The following is a 16518-nucleotide window of genomic DNA, read 5'->3' on the forward strand; positions in this document are numbered from 1 at the left end:
TCTGCAATGGATCACGTTCACCACTTCGAAATGGGCGCCTGGGTGATGGTGCTCGCCTACCTCACTTCGGTGGCGGGCTGCGCGCTCGGCCTGGCGTGCACGCTCCAGGCCCGCACCGCGGTCAGCCAGCGGGCGCGGATCGCGTGGCTGGCGCTGGCCGCCGTGTCGATCGGCGGCGTCGGCATCTGGGTCATGCACTTTATCGCGATGCTCGGGTTCGCCACGCCCGGGTTGCCGGTGCGCTACGACATCCCGCGCACGATCCTGTCCGCGGTGCTGGCCGTCCTGTCGGTGTTCGCCGGGTTGCTGGTGTTCGGTGTGCGCGAGCGGTTCCGGTGGTGGCGGCTGCTGGCGGCCGGGCTGATCACCGGGCTCGCGGTGAACCTCATGCACTACACCGGCATGTGGGCGGTGCAGATCAAGGGCACGATCGGCTACCAGGGCGGCCTGGTCGCGCTGTCGATCGTGATCGCGGTGGTCGCGGCTACGGCGGCGCTGTGGTTCACCGCCGCGCTGGACAAGCTGCAGTGGCGGCTGCTCGCCGGACTCGTCATGGGCGCGGCGGTCACCGGCATGCACTACACCGGCATGGCGGCGGTCCGGGTGCAGGTCGACGTCAGCGCGCCCGACCCGTCCGGCGCCGAGGTGTTCTCGTTCCTGTTCCCCGTGTTCGTGCTGGCCGCGATCGCGCTGGCGGTGCCGGTCTGCGCCGTGTTGATGGCGCAGGCGCCGCCGGAGCCCGCCGGGGAGGACGTCACCCCGGATGAGCAGCCGCTCCCGGCCGGTGCCGCTGCGGGCTCACGCCGTGAGCTCGTTTGAAGGCGACGCTGAGCGCGAGCGGGCTCGAGTAGCCGACGCGGCGGCCGCGAGCGTGATGTCCGGGTCGCGACGCAGGTCCGCGGCGAGCGCGAGCCGGTGAGGTAGGCGCGCGGTGCGGCGAGAAGGTGATCCACGACACCGGTCCGGAGTGGACGGTGGTGCGGGCGAGCTTCGTCACGCAGAAACGCGTTCCCGGCGGGCGAGGTGTCGGAGCCGTTCATCGACACCGACGACATCGCGGACGTGGCGACGAAGGCGCTGACCGAGGACGGGCACGCTGGGCTGGTGCACGAGATCACCGGTCCGCGGCTGCTCACGTTCGCCGAGGCCGCGGCGGAGATCTCGGCCGCGCTCGGCCGTCCGGTGCGGTACCTGCCGGTGAGCGCCGCGGAGTTCGCGCCGGCCTCGTCGCGGCCGATGTGGGGCCGGAGTTCGCGCGGCCGCCGAGCGAGGTGCTGGACGGCCGCAACGAACCGGTGACCGACGGCGTGCGGCGCGTGCTGGGCCGTCCGCCGCGCGACTTCGCCGACTTGCCCGCACCGGACACTGGGGCTGAACCCAGGGACGATTCGGGGGTTTCCACCGATGCGCGCGGCCGCGGACGCGGGCATCGTGGAGACATGACGACGACAACGACCACACTGACGAGGTCCCGGCACAATCGCGTGATCGCCGGGGTGTGCGCGGGCCTGGCCTACCGCCTCGGGTGGAAGCCCCGCACGATGCGCCTGCTGTTCGTGCTGTCCTGCCTGCTCCCGGGCCCGCAGTTCCTGGTCTACCTGGTGCTGTGGGTCATCATCCCGAACGAGAAACGCTGACCCGCATCACCCGATCGGGTTTGAAATTCACGAAGGGGGCTACTCCTTCGCATGGCCAGAACGGGAATTTACCGTGGACGCGGCACCGCCGTGCGAGTGGTCACCGGGATCGGGGCGCTGTTCGCGCTCGTCGAGGCGATCTACATCGTCTTGGTCCTGGCCGGCGCCAACACGGCGAACGCCTTCTACCGTTTCGTCGATTCGATCGCCCAGCCGCTTGCGCTGTTCTTCCCCGGGCTCTTCCCCATCGCCAACGGGCAGCTCAACGTGCTGGTCAACTACGGTGTGGCGGCGGTCTTCTGGCTCGTCGTCACCGGCCTCATCGCCCGTCTGCTCCGCTGACGGCGCGTCGTCCTCGTCGGGCTCCTCCGGTGGAGGGGCCTGGCGGCGGGCGACCACGATGAGCACCACGATGATCGCGATGGGCCCCACGATGATCAGGGTCTCGTCCCACCCGCCCTGGTGGGCCAGGATCATCCGCTCACGCATTCACGCTCCCGAGACCAGTGCGATGCCCACCGCCGTGTAGCAGACCATCACGGCGAGCATCGGGTACTGCCCCACCTTCGCATAACCGCTCCGCAGCACGCCGAGCGCGCGGTCGTGCGTCGAGGTCACCGCCAGCACGTGCCCGGCCACGATCCCGGCGAGCTGCGTTAACGCGATCGCCGCCGGGGAGACCACCATGTAGTCCACGCCGCCGCCGAACCCGCGCTGCCCCTCGAACACTGCGAACGAGAAGTAGTGCGCGACGGTGTACCCGACCATGATCGGCACCAGCGACGGCGCGAAGGCGTCGTAGGGGCCGGTGACCGAGCGCCGCAGATACGGCCGGGTCAGGCGGATCGCGCCGGCGTAGGCCAGCGCGGTGAGCCCGATCGCCACCGCCAGGCCCGCGGTGCCGAGGAGAACGGGATTTCCGTCGCGGGTCGCCTCGCCCCAGACCGGCAACCGGGTCAGCCCGTCGAACGCCGTGGAGCCCAGCACCACCAGCACGAACGGGGTCAGGCCGCGCTCGCGTTCGAGGGTGCGCAGGCCGTCCAGCGGGTTGCGCAGCACCAGGCGGCCGTCCGCGCGGCGGCCCCACGGGGACAGCGCGGCGATCAGCACCGAGTAGGCCTCGAACCCGTCGCCGCGGTCGAACCAGCGCGGCCCGAACACCGCACCCGCCACGACGTGCACGACCGCGTAGGCGGTGACGAACACCGCGATCGCCCGCGGCGAGTCGGAGTGCGGGTACACCAGTTCCAGCCACAGGAACGCGACCAGGCCCGCGATGGCCGGGAAGAACCCCCACCGCGGCGGCGGCAGACGGCCGGGGCAGATCGCGGTGAGTGTCCGCAGTGGATTGACCAGCCGCCAGACCGGGCCGCACAGCACTGAAAGCGGGACGAGCCCGACCCAGAACCACACGTAGAACCAGGCCCCTGCCGGGTTCCGCGCCGAATCGTCCTCGCCCGTCCAGGCGAACACCAGGAACACCGCGAACAGCGCCAGCCCGAGCAGGCGCAGCGCGATCCGCGTGACGCGGGCGTCGGCGATCCGCTCGAGCGCCGTCGGCCAGGCGCGCCCGGCTTCCGCGCCACGCAGCTTCGGCCGTTTCCACAGCGCGGTGAGCGCGAAGAACGACACCAGCACCGCGGCCGCGCCGGCGTAGAGCGCGAGCCACAGCGGGACCGGCAGGTCGGAGCGCCCGCCGAGACCGTGGGCGAGGATCACGCCGTCACCCGGAGCTCGGTCAGCGCGGCCCCGCTGTTGTGCAGCTCGACCTCGAACAACCCGGGGATGTCCGCGGTGAAGGTGACCGAGGCGGACTGCCCGGCCACCACGTCGGCCGTGCGGTCGTAGCCGTGCACGTGCAGCTCGTCCGGGGCGTCGGTGGTGACCTCGATGGTCACGGTCCGGCCGGCCGCGACCTCGACCCGGTCCGGCCCGGACGTCCGTTTGCCGCCGGTCACGGTGAACACCGCCACCTCCGGCGCGGCGCCCGGCTGCTGCTGCGGCGCCGTGCTCCCGCAACCCGTGGTCACCAACAGCATCGCCAGGACCGGCACGACGAACCTGCGCATTCCCCGTCCTTCCTCCGCCCGGCTTGCCCGTCGCGTCCGGGAACCCGTAAAGTATGTGACCAACGGTAACAGTTACTTCGGGTAGCACGCATGCCCGGCTTCATCGAGGAAGGTCCACCGTGCTCGTCGCCCAGGAGTCCAGCCCGCCCGCGGGCGGGGCCGCGCTCGGCCAGATCGTCATCGCGGGCCTGATGTTCTTCGTGATCTTCCTGCCGCTCGCCGTGTTCGTCGTCCGGGAGCGCGCCGGCCGCACCACGGTGGTCGGCAGGCTGGCGGACTGGTCGGCCGGGCTGAGCGGGCTGCCCCGGTGGGCGGCGCTGCCGATGTTCGTCGCGTTCCTGTCCGGGATGGCCGCGTTGATCGGCGTGTACTGGGACGTGCCGATCCACATGGAACTCGGCCGCGACGAGGGCCCGCTGGCCAACCCGTCGCACTACCCGATCTACTTCGGACTGATGGGCATCTTCGCCAGCGGGGTGCTCAGCGCCGCGCTGGCGAAGGGGAAGCTGCCGGTGCGCACGTTCCCGATCGGGCCGCACTGGCGCGCGCCGATGGGTAGCATCCAGATGATGGCGACCGGCCTGGTCGGCATCGCCGGGTTCCCGCTGGACGACGTGTGGCACCGCTTGTTCGGCCAGGACGTCACCGAGTGGGGGCCGACGCACGTGCTGATGATCGGCGGCGGCGTCGGCGTGGTGATCGGTCTGCAGCTGCTGCTCGGCGAGGCGCGGCAGGTCGGCGCGACCGGGCCGGTGGTGCGGCTGCTCGGGCCGTTGCTCGCGGGGGCCTGGCTGATGGGCGCGTCGGCGTTCCTGATGGAGTTCGACCTCGGGGTGCCGCAGTTCCCGATGCTCGCCCAGGTGGTGCTGGTCGGGCTGATCGGCAGCTGGACGCTGGTCTACGGGCGCCTGGCCGGCGGGCCGGGCGGGGCGCTGCTGGTGGTGGCCGTGGTGCTGGTGACCAGGGCGGTGTTCGCGGTGCTGCCGCTGGTCAACGACCTGCACGTGGCCCTGCTGCTGCCGTACGCGGCCGAGGCTCTGGTGATCGAGGTGGTGGCGGTCCTGCTGCGCGGGCGGCAGGGGTACGCCTTCGCCGTGGCGGCCGGGCTGGCGAGCGGGGTGTTCGGCATGTTCGGCGAGTGGGCGTTCTCGCAGTGGCTGATGCCGGACCCGTGGCCACTGTCCCACATGGACACCTTCGTGCTGTGGGGCGCGGCCGCGTCGGTGGCGGGCGCGCTGATCGGGGTGTGGCAGTACCAGCGGGTCGAGGCGGTGGCCGCGCGGCGCCCGTCGGACCCGGCGCCGTCGGGCGATCCCGCGGTGCGGTTCCGGACGCGGCACCTGGGCGGGCTCGTCGGCGCGCTGCTGGCGGTCGTGCTGTCGGCGGCGGTGATCCCGCCCGCCGACCCGCCCGCGGGCCTGCTGGCGAACATCCAGCTCACCGACACGGGTGAGAGCTTGCCGATCTCGAACCCGCACGGTGGCGGGCAGCCGCGGTGGGTGACCGCGACGGTGACGATCAATCGGGCGGACCTGGTGTCGGATCCGGTGTGGCTCAACGGTTTCTCGTGGCAGGGCGGGGATTTCTACAGCGCACCGCTGCAGCGGACGGCGGAGGGCACGTACCGCACGACGCAGCCGCTGCCGGTGTTCGGGCAGTGGAAGACCGGCATCCGCGTGCACTACGGCGCGCGGTGATGGCGATCGCGCCGATCTACGCACCCGCCGACCCGGCCGCGAACGCCGGGGAGATCTCCGCGACGTCCGGCCCGCGCCCGTTCATGTCGGAGATCGAGTTCCTGCAGCGCGAACGCAAGACGGACACGCCGCTGGTGCTGTGGACCGTGGCGTACGTGGTGGTAGGCCTGGTGTTCGGCGGCATGTGGGTCCTGTTCGCGTGGCTGTACACCTCCGCGGCCGGCGGCGCGCCCTCCCCGGCGCGACGGGTGCGGGTCAGCAGCTGACCCGGGGCGGCCGGTGCCTTCCGGGGGCGCACCGGCCGCCCCTTGCTCCGCGGGACGCGCTCACCTGGGGAGGCGCACCGCTGCCTGGGCCACCGCCACCCCCTGCCCCGCACCGGTGCCGCCAGCCCACGCGCGGGCCGCACCGGCGGTCGCTGGCAGGGCACCGCCACCCACCGCGCCGTACCTGCCGCCACCGGCACCTCCGCCCACGCAGCGCACGGGCGCCGCCGCCCAGCCAGGCCACCCTGGAGCCGCACCAGCCGCTCAATGGAAGGGCGCCGCCAGCCCAGCCGCACCCCAACTCCGCCCACCAGCCGCCACCGCCTGCCCCGCACCGGCGCCGCCCACCCCGGCCAGCTCACCCTCGAGCCGCCGGGCGCTCCCTGAAAGACCACCGCCACCCCACCGCGCCGTACCTCCGCGCAGCGCCGAACCCGGCCACCAGCCCCGCGAACCGCACCCCCGTCCAGCCACCCCCACACGCCGCCCGGCTACCGCCGGTGGGGCAGCCTCGGCGCACCACCACCAACCCCACGGCACCCGGCACCGCCCACCCCGGCCAGCTCCCCCACGTGCCGCAGCACCCGCCACCCCCGCAAAGCCCGCCGCCGCACCCCCACCGGCACCGGCCCCTCCCCCCAAGCACGGCACCGCACCGGCCCCTCCCCCAAGCACGGCACCGCACCGGCCGCCCCAGCTCGGCCCACCACCACCCGCGACCGGCTACCCCACCTCCGCCAGGCGCCGCGTCAGGAAGCGGCGCTCGGCATCCGTCGTGACGAGCCGCAGCGCCTCCCGGTACTCCGCGGCCGCCTCGGCGCGCCGGCCCAGTCGGCGGAGGAACTCCGCGCGCGTGGCGGGCACCAGGTGGTACCCCGGCAGGTCCACATCGGACAGCAGGCGCAACCCCTCGGCCGGCCCCTCCGCCATCCCCACCGCCACCGCCCGGTTCAGCTCCACCACCGGCGACCGGGTCATCGCCGCCAGCTTCCCGTACAGCGCGGCGATCTGCGGCCAGTCCGTGTCTGCCGCCCGCGCCGCCTTCCCGTGGCACGCCGCGATCGCCGCCTGCACCTGGTACGGGCCGGGCGCCCCGCGCCGCAGGGCGCCCTCCAGCAGCGCCACGCCTTCGGCGATCTGGGCGTGGTCCCACCGGTCGCGGTCCTGGTCGGCCAGCAGCACCAGGTCCCCGCGCTCGTCGACCCGCGAATCCCGACGCGAGTCCTGCAGCAGCAGGAGCGCGAGCAGCCCGGTGGCCTCCGGCTCGTCCGGCATCAGCTCGTGCAGCACCCGCGCCAGCCGAATCGCCTCCGCCGACAGCTCGCGGCGCAGCAGGTCCGCGCCCGCCGTCGCCGAGTAGCCCTCGTTGAACAGCAGGTACAGGACCGCCAGCACAGCAGGCGTCCGCTCGGGCAGCAGGTGCGCGGGCGGCACCCGGTACGGGATGCCGGCGTGCCGGATCTTCTGCTTCGCTCGCACCAGCCGTTTCCGCAACGCGGGCCCGGCGACCAGCAGCGCCCGCGCGATCTCGGCGGGCGTCAGCCCAGCGAGGGTGCGCAGGGTCAGCGCCACCTGCGCGTCCATCGACAGCGCGGGGTGGCAGCAGGTGAACATCAGGCGCAGCCGGTCGTCTGGCACGCCGCTGTCGTCTTCGAAGTGTTCGGGTTCGGGCATCGCGGCGACCTCCCGCAGCTTGGCCGCCCCGACCGCGTCCCGGCGCAGCCGGTCCAGAGCGCGGTTGCGGGCGGTGGTGGTGAGCCAGGCCCCGGGGCGGCGCGGCACGCCGTCCCGGGCCCACGCCCCGACTGCCTGGGTGAACGCGTCCTGCGCGCACTCCTCGGCGAGGTCCCAGTCGCCGGTGAGCCGGATCAGGGTCGCGACCACCTGCCCCCACTCGTCGCGGAACGCGCGGACGAGGGCGGTCTGGACGTCGGTCATGGCTGCCAGATCGGGCGGACCTCGATGGACCCGTAGGTGGCCGCCGGGTGCTTCGACGCGATCTCGACCGCCTCGTCCAGGTCGGCGCACTCGATGAGGCAGAACCCGCCGACCTGCTCACGCGTCTCGGCGAACGGGCCGTCGGACAGCAGCACCTCGTCCGACCGCACCCGCACCGTGGTCGCCTCGTGCGGCGGCCGCAACCCTGCCCCGCCACGCAGGACGCCCCGCTCGGCCATCTCCTCGCTCCAGCCGCCGCAGCCGTCCTCGGCGTGCTCGGCGGCCTCCGGGCCTCCGCAGATCAACAGCATGTACTGCATCGCAGTCCTCCTCGCCGGTCGTGTTCTCACCACACCGACGAACGGGACCCGCGATCAGGGACGCGCGGCGGCGAGGAATTCCCGGATCAGCCCATGATCCTTCGTGCCGCGGGTGGATTCCACCCCGCTGGAGACGTCGACGCCCCACGGCCGCACGGTCCCGATCGCCTCCGCCACGTTGCCCGGCCGCAGTCCGCCCGCCAGCAGCCACCGCCCGGTCTGGCCGCGCAGCGCCGACCAGCCCCACTGCTCCCCCGACCCGGCCCGCGGCGAGTCGAGGATGAGCATCTCCTCGCCGAACGCGCCGACCTCGACCCGCTCACCAGCGGTGGAGGTGGCCCGCACCAGCCGCACCCCCAGGCCGGCGAGTTCGGCGAAGTCGCCCGCCGTGTAGCCGTCGCCGTGCAACTGGACGGCGCCCAGCCCGGTCTTGACGGCGATGTCCCGGACGTCGGCGACGGGCATCCCCAGGAACACGCCCACGCTGAGGACCTCCGGGGGCACGGCGGCCACCAGGCGGGTGGCCTCCTCCACGGTCACCTGACGGGGGCTCGGCGTCAGGACGAACCCGACGGCGTCGGCCCCGGCGGTCACCGCGCAGTCGACGTCGGCCTCGGTGCGCAGGCCGCAGATCTTCACGAACACCCCACCAGGGTAGGCGCCGCGGAGGTCTAAACTGCGGCGATGTCCTTGATCGGTACCCGCTTGCGCGGCCTGGCCAGGCGATACGCGGTCTCGCGGCGGACGCACGAAGACCTCCTCGCCCGGTGCGCCGCGGCGGAGGCCGAACGGGACCAGCTCGCCGCCACCTACCGCACCTGGGTGCCGCCGGGGCACTTCTACTCGCCGCAGCCGGACCCCGCGCAGGTCCTCGCCCGCGCCGGCGCGCTGTTCGACACCGCCGCCGACCCCGTCGGTCTCGACCTGCGCGAGGACGACCAGCTCGCGCTGCTGCCCGTCCTCACCGAACCGCTGAAGGACCACCCGTTCCCGGAACACCGGTCGCCCGAGTACCGCTACTTCTTCGGCAACCCGGAGTACTCCTGGTCCGACGCGCTCGTCCTGCACGGGATGTTGCGCCACCTGCGCCCGCGGCGCCTGACGTTCGTCGAACCCACCCGGAGCTGCTGCGGTCGCTGCTGCGCCCCGGCGACGAACAGCACGTGACCGTTCGTGAGCAGCCGGTGCAGGACGTGCCGCTGGAGACGTTCCTCGCCCTGGAGGCCGGTGACGTGCTGTTCATCGACTCCACTCACATGGTCAAGGCGGGCTCCGACGTCAACCACCTCTTCTTCGACGTGCTGCCCCGCCTCGCCGATGGGGTGTGGATCCACGTGCACGACGTGTTCTTCCCGTTCGAGTACCCGCTGGAGTGGGTGACCGAGGACCGCGCCTGGCACGAGGTGTACCTGCTGCGCGCGTTCCTGGCCTACAACCCGCGTTTCGAGGTCCGCTGGTTCCAGCAGTACCTGTGGGTGCGGCACCGCGAGCTGCTGGCGGCGGCCGTCCCGGACATGGCGCGCAACCCGGGCGGGAACATCTGGCTGCGGAAGGCGCCCGGTTACGCGCCCGCGGCCCCGGGTACTCGCCGGGCATGACCGAGAGCCGCGCAGATCCGCTCGTCCGCCTCGACCACGTCGCAGCCGCGCTGGAGGACCTGCGCGGTCAGGCGGCGACCCAGCCGCTGGAGGAGGTCGCGCGGGGGATCGCCGAGAGCGCCGTGGCGACGCTGCCCGACGCCGACTCCGCGACGATCACCGCGATCGCCGAGGACGGTCACCTGTACACCCTCGCGGCCACCGACGAGGGCATCGTCGGGATCGACGAGTGCCAGTACAAGACGCGCCGAGGCCCGTGCGTCGAGGCGTCGACTCGGCGGCATCCGGTGCACGCGATCGTCGGCGAGCACGAGGAGGAGTGGCCGGAGTTCACCGCCTCGGCGAAGGCGGCCGGTGTCAACACGTATTTGTCGGTGCCGGTGCTGCTGCCCGGCGAGGTGGATGGCGAGGACGAGGTCGTGGGCGGGCTGGACCTGTACAGCTTCACCGCGCGGGCCTTCGACGACTACGACGAGCAGGTGATGCGCCTGTTCACCACGGCCGCCTGCGAGGCGTTCGCCAACGCCCGCCGCTGGGCCGCGACGCAGCGCAAGATCGCCCAGCTGGAGACAGCGCTGACCTCCCGGGCCGAGATCGACCAGGCGAAGGGCGTGCTGATGGCGATCCACGGGTGCAGCGCGGACGAGGCGTTCGGCCGGCTGGTCGAGGAGTCCCAGCGGACGAACACGAAGCTGGCCGTGGTGGCGAGGAAGCTGCTCGAATCGCTGAAGCGCTGAGGCGGCACGCAGAGGCGGCGGCCGGCGGTGCTGAGGTAGCGCGCTGAAGCGGCGAGCCGGCGGCGCAGCAGCGGCCGCGCTGAGGCAGCGATGCAACGACAGCAGGCCGCGGGGCGGAAGCGGCGGCAGTGAGGCGCTGGACGGCGGCGCCGAAGCGGCGGATCGGCAGCGCTAAGGCAGCGGGCCGCGGCGTAGAAGCGGCGGCCCTGAGGCAGCCCGCCCGCGGGGCGCAGAAGCGGCGGCGCTGAGGGTGCGGGCCGGCGGCTGCGCTGAGGCGGTCGGGCGCGCCACGGCATTCCGCGACGCGCCCGGCCTGCCGGTCAGCCGATCGGCAGCTTGCCGGTCAGCTGCCGCAGTGGGTTGCCGCCGGTGAGCGGGGAAAGGGCGCTCTGCTTGCCCGTGACGGGCTCCAGCACGCCCGGGGTGCCGGCCTTGCCCGCGAGGCCGTTGAGCGTCATGCCGACGGCCTTGAGCTGCGGGGCGGAGACCCCGCCCGCGGAGGCGGCGCCCGCCCCGGACAGAACCGCCGAGACGGCCGCGAGACCGATGACACCAGCACGAAGTGTGCGCGACACTGAGTTTCCCCTTCATCGGAAAATGATTCTTCGAACGAGACGAGAAACCTAGCCATTCGCCGCCCACGACGCACTGTCCCGGCCACTCGTCCGAGTGGTCCTGACGCGAATTACCTTCGACAGTGGCTGCACGATTTGCGGATTTCACACTGAGCCGCGGCGCTACCCGAGCAGCGCACCATTTCGCCACGCAAGAGCAAGCCTCGCCTCACCGGCCATACTCGCGCCGCTCCGCGATCTCGCCGTCCTCGCGGCGCACCACGTGCGTGACCCCGCCCCCGCGAGCCAGTTCGCGGCCCGCGGCGTCGCCCGTGCTGGTGGCCTCAGGTCCTCCCTCGCCGGTGACGATGACGAGGGAGGACTTTCCCGCTCCGGCGGCGTGTAACCGTCAGCCGAGCAGGTCCGGCCGCTCCCAGTCCTTGCCCAGCACGTGCTGCGCGAGAAACGCGAACACCGTGGCGTACCAGAGCTTCGCGTGGTGCGGGGTCAGGATCCAGTGGTTCTCGTCCGGGAAGTAGAGGAACTTGTGCGGTGTCGAGCCGTCCTCGGCGGCCGAGCGGGACACCAGGTCCCACCACAGCCGCAGCCCCTCGCCGATCGGGACGCGGTAGTCCTTGTCGCCGTGGATGACGAGCATCGGCGTGGTGATCTCGTCGGCGAAGCGGTGCGGCGAGTTCGCCTCCGCCATCTCGGGGGTGAGCTCGCGCTGCCAGTAGTAGGTCGCGTCGGTCGTCGGCCCGAACTGGTCCAGCGCCCACAGCGAGGCGTGGGTGACGATCGCCTTGAACCGGTCGGTGTGCCCGGCGACCCAGTTGGCCATGTAGCCGCCGAACGATCCGCCCATCGCCGCCGTGCGGGTCTCGTCGACCCCCGAGTGCTGCTCCGCGGCGTCGGTGAGCGCCATCAGGTCGGTGAACGGCGCCGCGCCCCACGCCCCCCAGCCGCGCTTGATGAAGTCGTACCCGTAGCCGGTGGAGATCGCCGGGTCGGGCAGCAGCACGGCGTAGCCCTGTGCCACGGCGAGCCACGGGTTCCACCGCCACTGCCAGGCGTTCCACGATCCGAGCGGGCCGCCGTGGATCCACAGCAGCAGCGGCGCCGGCGAGCCGGCGCCGGCGTCCTTCGGGAGCGCGAGCCACGCCCGCAGCGGCGTGCCGTCCTCGGCGGTGGCGGTGACCTCGTCGAGCCGTCCGGGGATCTCGGCGTCCAGGCCGAGGGCCTCGGCGGGCCCGGGCAGCGGCTCGATCGCGCCGCCGTCGAGGGCGATCCGCACCGGGGCAGGCGGGTGGTCGACCGCGGAGCGCAGCGCATAGACCCACTGCCCGTCCGGCGAGATCCGCGGGTCGCTGTAGGCGCCGTCGTCGGCGGTCAGCCGGGTGACCTCGCCGGTGGCGGCGTCGACCTTCCACAGCGGCCGCCCTGCCCTGGTCGTCGGCGCCGACGACGAGCGCCGAGCCGTCCGGCAGCCACCGCGCCGAGTGCGGCCACCGGTCCCAGCTCCGGGTCAGCGGCCGGAGTTCGCCGCCGGCGAGCGGGACCAGCGCGAGCCAGTAGTCGCCCGGCTCGTGCGGGGTCGAGCGGCGGTAGACGGCGACCGCGACCTGCGTGCCGTCCGGCGAGATCCGCGGCGACTCGTACTCGTGGTCCGGGTCGTCGGCCAGCACGCGGCGCTCGCCGGTGGCGACGTCGATCGCGACGACCGTGGGCCGCTGCGAACCGCCCGCTTCGGGAACCGTCCAGGTGGTGACGACGGTGCGCCCGTCCGGCGAGACGTCCCACGCGGCCTCGTCGGTCAGCGCGCGCCCCGCGTGCCCGGTGAGGTCACGCAGCTCGAGCCGCTCCTCCCCCGCCGGCACCCCGTCGGCGACGACCAGCCGGGTGCGGTCGGGGCCGAGGTCGTGGTCCCAGAAGCGGATGGGGTACTCCTCGTGCAGGATCGCCGACACCCCGGCGTCCTTGCGGGCCTTGCGGAGCTCGGCGTCGTGCTCAGCGCTGGTGGCCGAGGGCATCATCGGCGCCCCGGCCAGCACCGTGCCGGCCTCCGCCGCCACGGCGACCGCGCGGACGCCGCCTGCCGGCGCCGCGATCACGCGGGCGTCCCCGCCGGAAGCGGGCTGCAGCCACAGCGCGCTCTTGGGGCCGTCCTCGCTCTCGGCCGCGGCGTCCGGCCGGGCCGAAACGAACAGCAGGTCGCCGGACGGGGTGAAGGCCGCACCGGACTCGCCCTCGGTGCTGCGGGTAAGCCGCCGCGCCGGGCGCTCGCCTGCCGGGTCCACCTCCCACAGCGCCGTGGTGTAGCGGTTCTTCTTCATGTCGGGCGTCGCCACGCCGACGACGAGTCGGCGGCCGTCCGGGGAGAGCACCAGCCCCGACAGCCGCGGAAGGCGGACGTAGGCGTCGAGGTCGGCGAAGGCATCGTCGGTCACTTCGCCTTCATACCACCGATGACCGACGGTTTCGCTGCTTTTCGATCAGCCGCCGCCGGACCGGTCCGGCGGATCCGCCCACCGGGCTTGTAGATCGACAACAGCACCGCCGCCAGCAGGCAGGCCGGTGACACGATCGGCGGGAACACCAGGTCCGGCGCCGTCCCGGGCAGTCCAGCCAGCAGCGACTCGCCGTACGCCGCGGCTTCGCCGACGCCTGGGCGCAGCGACACCACCGCCAGCGTCACCATGGCGAGGTTGAGCACCAGCTTGATCGCCACCCACCAGTACCGAACCAGCCCGTACCGGCTGCCCAGCCCGAGCATCACGCCGCTGCCCAGGCACACCAGCCCGGCGACCAGCAGCGGCCACACCGCGAACAGCCGCAGCGCCTGGTAGCACACCGCGGCGAGCGCCGGATCGTCCGTCAGCATCGCGGTGAACACCAGCACCGCCAGCACCACGTCGATCCCGATCCACGCGCCGGCCGACACGATGTGCGCCGCCAGCCACGCCTTCCGTCCTCCAGCTGTGAGTCTCATGCCGTCGACTGTCGCGAAACCGGACGTCCCGGGGCATCCGGCGCAGAGCGCGACCTGCGCCTACGTCGCCGCCCGTACGCGCCGCGGCTTCGTGCGCGTCAGGCCGACCCCGGCCAGCACGACCAGCATCCCGGCCACGACCCGCGGCGTCACCGGCTCGCCGAGGACGACGGCGCCGAGCACCACCGACACTACCGGCAGCAGGTACCCGACGACGGCCGCGCCGGTCGGGCCCTCGTCCTCGATGAGCCGGTAGTTGAGGTAGAAGGTGAACCCGGTGCCGAACACGCCGAGCAGGACCACGGCGAGCACCGCCAAGCCGTCGAACGCCGGCCGGGCGCCCTCCAGGGGCAGCGCGAGCGAGGCCAGACCGGACGCGACCGCCAGCTGCGCCGCCGAGATCCCGACCGGGCCGCCCGTCCCGGCCAGTATCCTTGCCATGTAAGCGAAGGCGATAGCGTAGCTCGTCGCCGCGGCCACCAGCGCCAGCGCTCCCCATCCGAACAGCCCGGCCCGCTGCCACGGCGCGAAGATCAACAGCACCCCGGCGAACCCGAGCAGCAGCCCGCCGGGCCGCGCCGGGTGGATCCCGCGTTCGGTGCCCACCACCAGCCCGATGAGCAGTGACCACAGTGGAGTCGTCGCGTTGAGCACCCCGGCGATGCCGGAGTCGACGGTCTGCTCACCGATGCTGAACAACGCGAACGGCACCGCGTTGCAGAAGAACGCGGCGACCGCCAGCCGCCCCCACATCGCCCGCCCGCGAGGCGTCCGCTGCCCTGCGATCCGCGCGAGGACGAAGAGCACAGCGGCGCCGAGCACGCTCCGCAGCACCGCGACTTCGATCGGCGTGAACCCGCGCAGCGCGAGCTTGATCCACAGGAACGCCGAACCCCACAGCAGGGCGAGCACGCCCATCCGCCCCCACGTCTTGATCACGCCACCAGCGTGCGACCGCGGACACGTCAGGACAAGTGAAAGATTGTGAAGTTTCGTTTAGCCGAGCTTACGACCGAACAGCAGCTTCCACGGCATCAGCGCGGACTCCAGCTGCACAGCGAGGCTCATCTTCGACACCCCGTCGGCGCGCTCCTCGAACCGGATCGGGATCTCGGCGATCCGCATCCCCTGCTTCACGGTGCGGTAGTTCATCTCGACCTGGAACGCGTACCCGTTGCTGCGGATCGTGGCGATGTCGATGCGGCGCAACGTCTCCGCGCGCCACGCCTTGAACCCAGCGGTCGCGTCCTTGACGTGCAGCCGCAGGATGGCGTTGACGTAGAAGTTCGCCCACGCCGACAGCGCCTTGCGGTGCCAGCCCCACTCACCCGCGAGCGAACCGCCTGCCACGTAACGGGATCCGAGCACCACGGCGGCGTCCGAGGCGGCCAGCTCGTCGATCATCCGCGGCACGGCCTCGACCGGGTGCGACAGGTCGGCGTCCATCTGGATCACGATGTCCGCGCCCTCGTCGAGCGCGCGGGTGATGCCGGCGACGTAGGCGCGGCCGAGACCGTCCTTTTCGGTCCGGTGCAGCACGCCGATGTGGTCCGGGTGCTCGGTCGCCAGCTTGTCGGCCACGTCGCCGGTGCCGTCCGGCGAGTTGTCGTCCACCACGAGCACGTGCAGGCCGGGCAGCCCGAGGCCGGTCAGCTGGCCGACGAGCTTGGGCAGGTTGTCCCGCTCGTTGTAGGTCGGGACGACGACCGTGACCTTCGGGGAGCTCTCTCCCATGATCAAATCCTTCGTGCGCGGTGGAGGTTCGGCACCGAACGGTATCGCACCCGGTTTCGCACCTCTTGTGGGTAACGCGGACACCGTTTTCCGGGGTCTTGCGAGCGGGTACGACGAACCAGCGGCGGTCTCGCGCGTCTGAACTGGCGAGAGGTCCGGGAGGAGGGGAGCATGCGGAGCAGTCGCGGGGCGCTCCTGGCCCTCGTCCTCGCCGTGGTGGTGGCCGGCGGGGTCGTCGCGTGGATCGCGCTCACCGGGCGGCCCGCGCCGAAGCCGGCGTGCACGGTGGTCATGGCCGACGGCTCGTCCTTCGACCTGACGGTCGAGCAGGCCCGCAACGCGGCCACGATCGCCGCCGTCGGTCGTCGCCTCGGCATGCCGGACCACGCGGTCACGGTCGCGCTGGCCACCGCGATCCAGGAGTCGCGGCTGCGGAACCTGCCCGGCGGCGACCGCGATTCGGCCGGCTTGTTCCAGCAGCGGCCCAGCCAGGGGTGGGGCGACTACGAACAGGTCACCGACCCGGTGTACGCGGCGACGGCGTTCTACGAGCGGCTGCGGGACCAGCCCGGGTGGGCAGACCTGACGGTGACGCAGGCAGCGCAGCTGGTGCAGCGGTCGGCGTTCCCGGAGGCCTACGCGCAGTGGGAGACGGAGGCCGCGGCGACGGCGGGGGCGCTGACCGGGGCCAAGCCGGGCGCGCTGACCTGTACGAACCTCTCCCCCGGCGCGCCGGAGGCGGACATCGTGGCGGTCGCCAGGGCCGAGCTGGGCACCGCGGTGCTGAGCGGACCGCACCCGGCGGCCGAGGGCTGGGCGTTCGCCACATGGCTCGTCGCCAACGCCACGCGCTTCGGCCTGGACGGCGTCACGTTCGACGGCATGACCTGGACGGCGGACTCGGGCACCTGGACCACCACCGGTCCGCGCGACGGCGTGCTCAGCCTGCTCCGCGCCGGCACGGGGTGAAACTACGATC

At 72.8% G+C, this 16518-nt stretch carries 21 protein-coding genes and 1 pseudogene; 11 read left to right on the plus strand and 11 right to left on the minus strand.

Features of this window, described 5'->3' with window-relative positions; genetic code table 11:
- The first annotated feature begins 6 nt into the window (after positions 1-6).
- A complete protein-coding gene (locus AMETH_RS21855) occupies positions 7-819 on the plus strand; it encodes an MHYT domain-containing protein (protein ID WP_017983292.1) in 813 nt (270 codons plus the stop codon).
- On the opposite strand, the pseudogene AMETH_RS40615 reads toward AMETH_RS21855, so the two are convergent.
- A pseudogene (locus AMETH_RS40615) lies at positions 755-915 on the minus strand (helix-turn-helix transcriptional regulator); the annotation flags it as partial. The gene AMETH_RS21855 and the pseudogene AMETH_RS40615 overlap by 65 nt on opposite strands.
- Positions 916-1023: 108 nt before the next feature.
- On the opposite strand from AMETH_RS40615, the gene AMETH_RS21860 reads away from it, so the two are divergent.
- The 3 genes from AMETH_RS21860 to AMETH_RS21870 all read left to right on the plus strand — a co-directional run bounded on the left by AMETH_RS21860 (position 1024) and on the right by AMETH_RS21870 (position 1979).
- A complete protein-coding gene (locus AMETH_RS21860; RefSeq protein ID WP_026153241.1) occupies positions 1024-1299 on the plus strand; it encodes a Rossmann-fold NAD(P)-binding domain-containing protein in 276 nt (91 codons plus the stop codon).
- A gap of 140 nt (positions 1300-1439) precedes the next feature.
- On the plus strand, positions 1440-1637 hold the full coding sequence (locus AMETH_RS21865; RefSeq protein WP_038533306.1) for a PspC domain-containing protein: 198 nt from the start codon (positions 1440-1442) through the stop codon (positions 1635-1637).
- 96 nt (positions 1638-1733) lie between these two features.
- Entirely contained in the window at positions 1734-1979 is a 246-nt protein-coding gene (locus AMETH_RS21870; protein ID WP_017983294.1) for a hypothetical protein, read from the plus strand.
- A 147-nt stretch (positions 1980-2126) separates the two neighbouring features.
- Here the strand turns inward: AMETH_RS21870 and AMETH_RS21875 are convergent, their stop codons facing one another.
- Both AMETH_RS21875 and AMETH_RS21880 read right to left on the minus strand, forming a co-directional pair.
- Positions 2127-3356, minus strand: coding sequence for a hypothetical protein (locus AMETH_RS21875; RefSeq protein WP_017983295.1), 1230 nt, complete (start codon positions 3354-3356; stop codon positions 2127-2129).
- Positions 3353-3706 carry a cupredoxin domain-containing protein gene (locus AMETH_RS21880; RefSeq protein WP_017983296.1) on the minus strand — a complete coding sequence of 118 codons (354 nt, stop codon included), beginning with the start codon at positions 3704-3706 and terminating at the stop codon, positions 3353-3355. Before AMETH_RS21880 ends, AMETH_RS21875 begins: the two co-directional genes overlap by 4 nt.
- A gap of 119 nt (positions 3707-3825) precedes the next feature.
- Here AMETH_RS21880 and AMETH_RS21885 point away from each other — a divergent pair, with 119 nt between their 5' ends.
- The gene (locus AMETH_RS21885) at positions 3826-5403 is read left to right on the plus strand and encodes a hypothetical protein (protein ID WP_223842902.1); all 1578 of its coding nucleotides are present in this window, start codon (positions 3826-3828) and stop codon (positions 5401-5403) included.
- A complete protein-coding gene (locus AMETH_RS40620) occupies positions 5403-5669 on the plus strand; it encodes a hypothetical protein (protein WP_223842903.1) in 267 nt (88 codons plus the stop codon). The genes AMETH_RS21885 and AMETH_RS40620 overlap by 1 nt, the downstream gene beginning before the upstream one ends.
- 723 nt (positions 5670-6392) lie before the next feature.
- Here the strand turns inward: AMETH_RS40620 and AMETH_RS21890 are convergent.
- From AMETH_RS21890 to AMETH_RS21900, 3 genes are read right to left on the minus strand one after another with little or no spacing between them, the layout of a single operon-like run.
- Positions 6393-7607: an RNA polymerase sigma factor gene (locus AMETH_RS21890; RefSeq protein ID WP_017983298.1), complete on the minus strand. Its 1215-nt coding sequence runs from the start codon at positions 7605-7607 to the stop codon at positions 6393-6395.
- Entirely contained in the window at positions 7604-7927 is a 324-nt protein-coding gene (locus AMETH_RS21895) for a YciI family protein (protein ID WP_017983299.1), read from the minus strand. The genes AMETH_RS21890 and AMETH_RS21895 overlap by 4 nt, the downstream gene beginning before the upstream one ends.
- 54 nt (positions 7928-7981) lie before the next feature.
- Positions 7982-8572 carry a phosphoribosylanthranilate isomerase gene (locus tag AMETH_RS21900; RefSeq protein ID WP_017983300.1) on the minus strand — a complete coding sequence of 197 codons (591 nt, stop codon included), beginning with the start codon at positions 8570-8572 and terminating at the stop codon, positions 7982-7984.
- A 39-nt stretch (positions 8573-8611) separates the two neighbouring features.
- Between AMETH_RS21900 and AMETH_RS35985 the strand changes: the two genes are divergently transcribed.
- The 3 genes from AMETH_RS35985 to AMETH_RS21910 are packed head-to-tail and all read left to right on the plus strand — an operon-like array spanning position 8612 to position 10262.
- On the plus strand, positions 8612-9094 hold the full coding sequence (locus AMETH_RS35985; RefSeq protein WP_051079426.1) for a hypothetical protein: 483 nt from the start codon (positions 8612-8614) through the stop codon (positions 9092-9094).
- On the plus strand, positions 9091-9525 hold the full coding sequence (locus AMETH_RS35990; RefSeq protein WP_051079427.1) for a class I SAM-dependent methyltransferase: 435 nt from the start codon (positions 9091-9093) through the stop codon (positions 9523-9525). Before AMETH_RS35985 ends, AMETH_RS35990 begins: the two co-directional genes overlap by 4 nt.
- On the plus strand, positions 9522-10262 hold the full coding sequence (locus tag AMETH_RS21910; protein WP_017983301.1) for an ANTAR domain-containing response regulator: 741 nt from the start codon (positions 9522-9524) through the stop codon (positions 10260-10262). Before AMETH_RS35990 ends, AMETH_RS21910 begins: the two co-directional genes overlap by 4 nt.
- 320 nt (positions 10263-10582) lie before the next feature.
- Here AMETH_RS21910 and AMETH_RS21915 read toward each other — a convergent pair whose 3' ends face one another.
- On the minus strand, positions 10583-10837 hold the full coding sequence (locus AMETH_RS21915) for a hypothetical protein (RefSeq protein ID WP_017983302.1): 255 nt from the start codon (positions 10835-10837) through the stop codon (positions 10583-10585).
- A 388-nt stretch (positions 10838-11225) separates the two neighbouring features.
- The gene (locus AMETH_RS40625; protein ID WP_223842904.1) at positions 11226-12110 is read right to left on the minus strand and encodes an alpha/beta hydrolase family protein; all 885 of its coding nucleotides are present in this window, start codon (positions 12108-12110) and stop codon (positions 11226-11228) included.
- A 332-nt stretch (positions 12111-12442) separates the two neighbouring features.
- Between AMETH_RS40625 and AMETH_RS40630 the strand changes: the two genes are divergently transcribed.
- Positions 12443-13135 carry a hypothetical protein gene (locus tag AMETH_RS40630; RefSeq protein WP_223842905.1) on the plus strand — a complete coding sequence of 231 codons (693 nt, stop codon included), beginning with the start codon at positions 12443-12445 and terminating at the stop codon, positions 13133-13135.
- Between the two features lie 124 nt (positions 13136-13259).
- On the opposite strand, the gene AMETH_RS21925 is transcribed toward AMETH_RS40630, so the two are convergent.
- From AMETH_RS21925 to AMETH_RS21935, 3 genes are all read right to left on the minus strand, one after another.
- Positions 13260-13805 (minus strand): hypothetical protein, encoded by a 546-nt coding sequence (locus tag AMETH_RS21925; RefSeq protein ID WP_051079428.1) that lies wholly within the window; start codon positions 13803-13805, stop codon positions 13260-13262.
- A 60-nt stretch (positions 13806-13865) separates the two neighbouring features.
- On the minus strand, positions 13866-14723 hold the full coding sequence (locus tag AMETH_RS21930; RefSeq protein WP_017983305.1) for a DMT family transporter: 858 nt from the start codon (positions 14721-14723) through the stop codon (positions 13866-13868).
- 78 nt (positions 14724-14801) lie between these two features.
- On the minus strand, positions 14802-15539 hold the full coding sequence (locus AMETH_RS21935; protein ID WP_017983306.1) for a polyprenol monophosphomannose synthase: 738 nt from the start codon (positions 15537-15539) through the stop codon (positions 14802-14804).
- Between the two features lie 171 nt (positions 15540-15710).
- Here AMETH_RS21935 and AMETH_RS21940 point away from each other — a divergent pair, with 171 nt between their 5' ends.
- On the plus strand, positions 15711-16508 hold the full coding sequence (locus AMETH_RS21940; protein WP_017983307.1) for a hypothetical protein: 798 nt from the start codon (positions 15711-15713) through the stop codon (positions 16506-16508).
- Positions 16509-16518 lie beyond the last annotated feature (10 nt).

The sequence above is a fragment of the Amycolatopsis methanolica 239 genome, from assembly GCF_000739085.1.
In the GTDB taxonomy this organism is placed as follows: domain Bacteria; phylum Actinomycetota; class Actinomycetes; order Mycobacteriales; family Pseudonocardiaceae; genus Amycolatopsis_E; species Amycolatopsis_E methanolica.

Excerpts from the sequence above, each read along its gene's own strand:
- AMETH_RS21865 (WP_038533306.1), top strand. The coding sequence starts at position 1,440 with ATGACGACGACAACGACCACACTGACGAGGTCCCGGCACAATCGCGTG.
- AMETH_RS21930 (WP_017983305.1), bottom strand. The coding sequence starts at position 14,723 with ATGGGCGTGCTCGCCCTGCTGTGGGGTTCGGCGTTCCTGTGGATCAAG.
- AMETH_RS40620 (WP_223842903.1), top strand. The coding sequence starts at position 5,403 with ATGGCGATCGCGCCGATCTACGCACCCGCCGACCCGGCCGCGAACGCC.
- AMETH_RS21855 (WP_017983292.1), top strand. The coding sequence starts at position 7 with ATGGATCACGTTCACCACTTCGAAATGGGCGCCTGGGTGATGGTGCTC.
- AMETH_RS21940 (WP_017983307.1), top strand. The coding sequence starts at position 15,711 with ATGCGGAGCAGTCGCGGGGCGCTCCTGGCCCTCGTCCTCGCCGTGGTG.
- AMETH_RS21925 (WP_051079428.1), bottom strand. The coding sequence starts at position 13,805 with ATGAGACTCACAGCTGGAGGACGGAAGGCGTGGCTGGCGGCGCACATC.
- AMETH_RS21890 (WP_017983298.1), bottom strand. The coding sequence starts at position 7,607 with ATGACCGACGTCCAGACCGCCCTCGTCCGCGCGTTCCGCGACGAGTGG.
- AMETH_RS35985 (WP_051079426.1), top strand. The coding sequence starts at position 8,612 with ATGTCCTTGATCGGTACCCGCTTGCGCGGCCTGGCCAGGCGATACGCG.
- AMETH_RS21910 (WP_017983301.1), top strand. The coding sequence starts at position 9,522 with ATGACCGAGAGCCGCGCAGATCCGCTCGTCCGCCTCGACCACGTCGCA.
- AMETH_RS21935 (WP_017983306.1), bottom strand. The coding sequence starts at position 15,539 with ATGGGAGAGAGCTCCCCGAAGGTCACGGTCGTCGTCCCGACCTACAAC.
- AMETH_RS21880 (WP_017983296.1), bottom strand. The coding sequence starts at position 3,706 with ATGCGCAGGTTCGTCGTGCCGGTCCTGGCGATGCTGTTGGTGACCACG.
- AMETH_RS21895 (WP_017983299.1), bottom strand. The coding sequence starts at position 7,927 with ATGCAGTACATGCTGTTGATCTGCGGAGGCCCGGAGGCCGCCGAGCAC.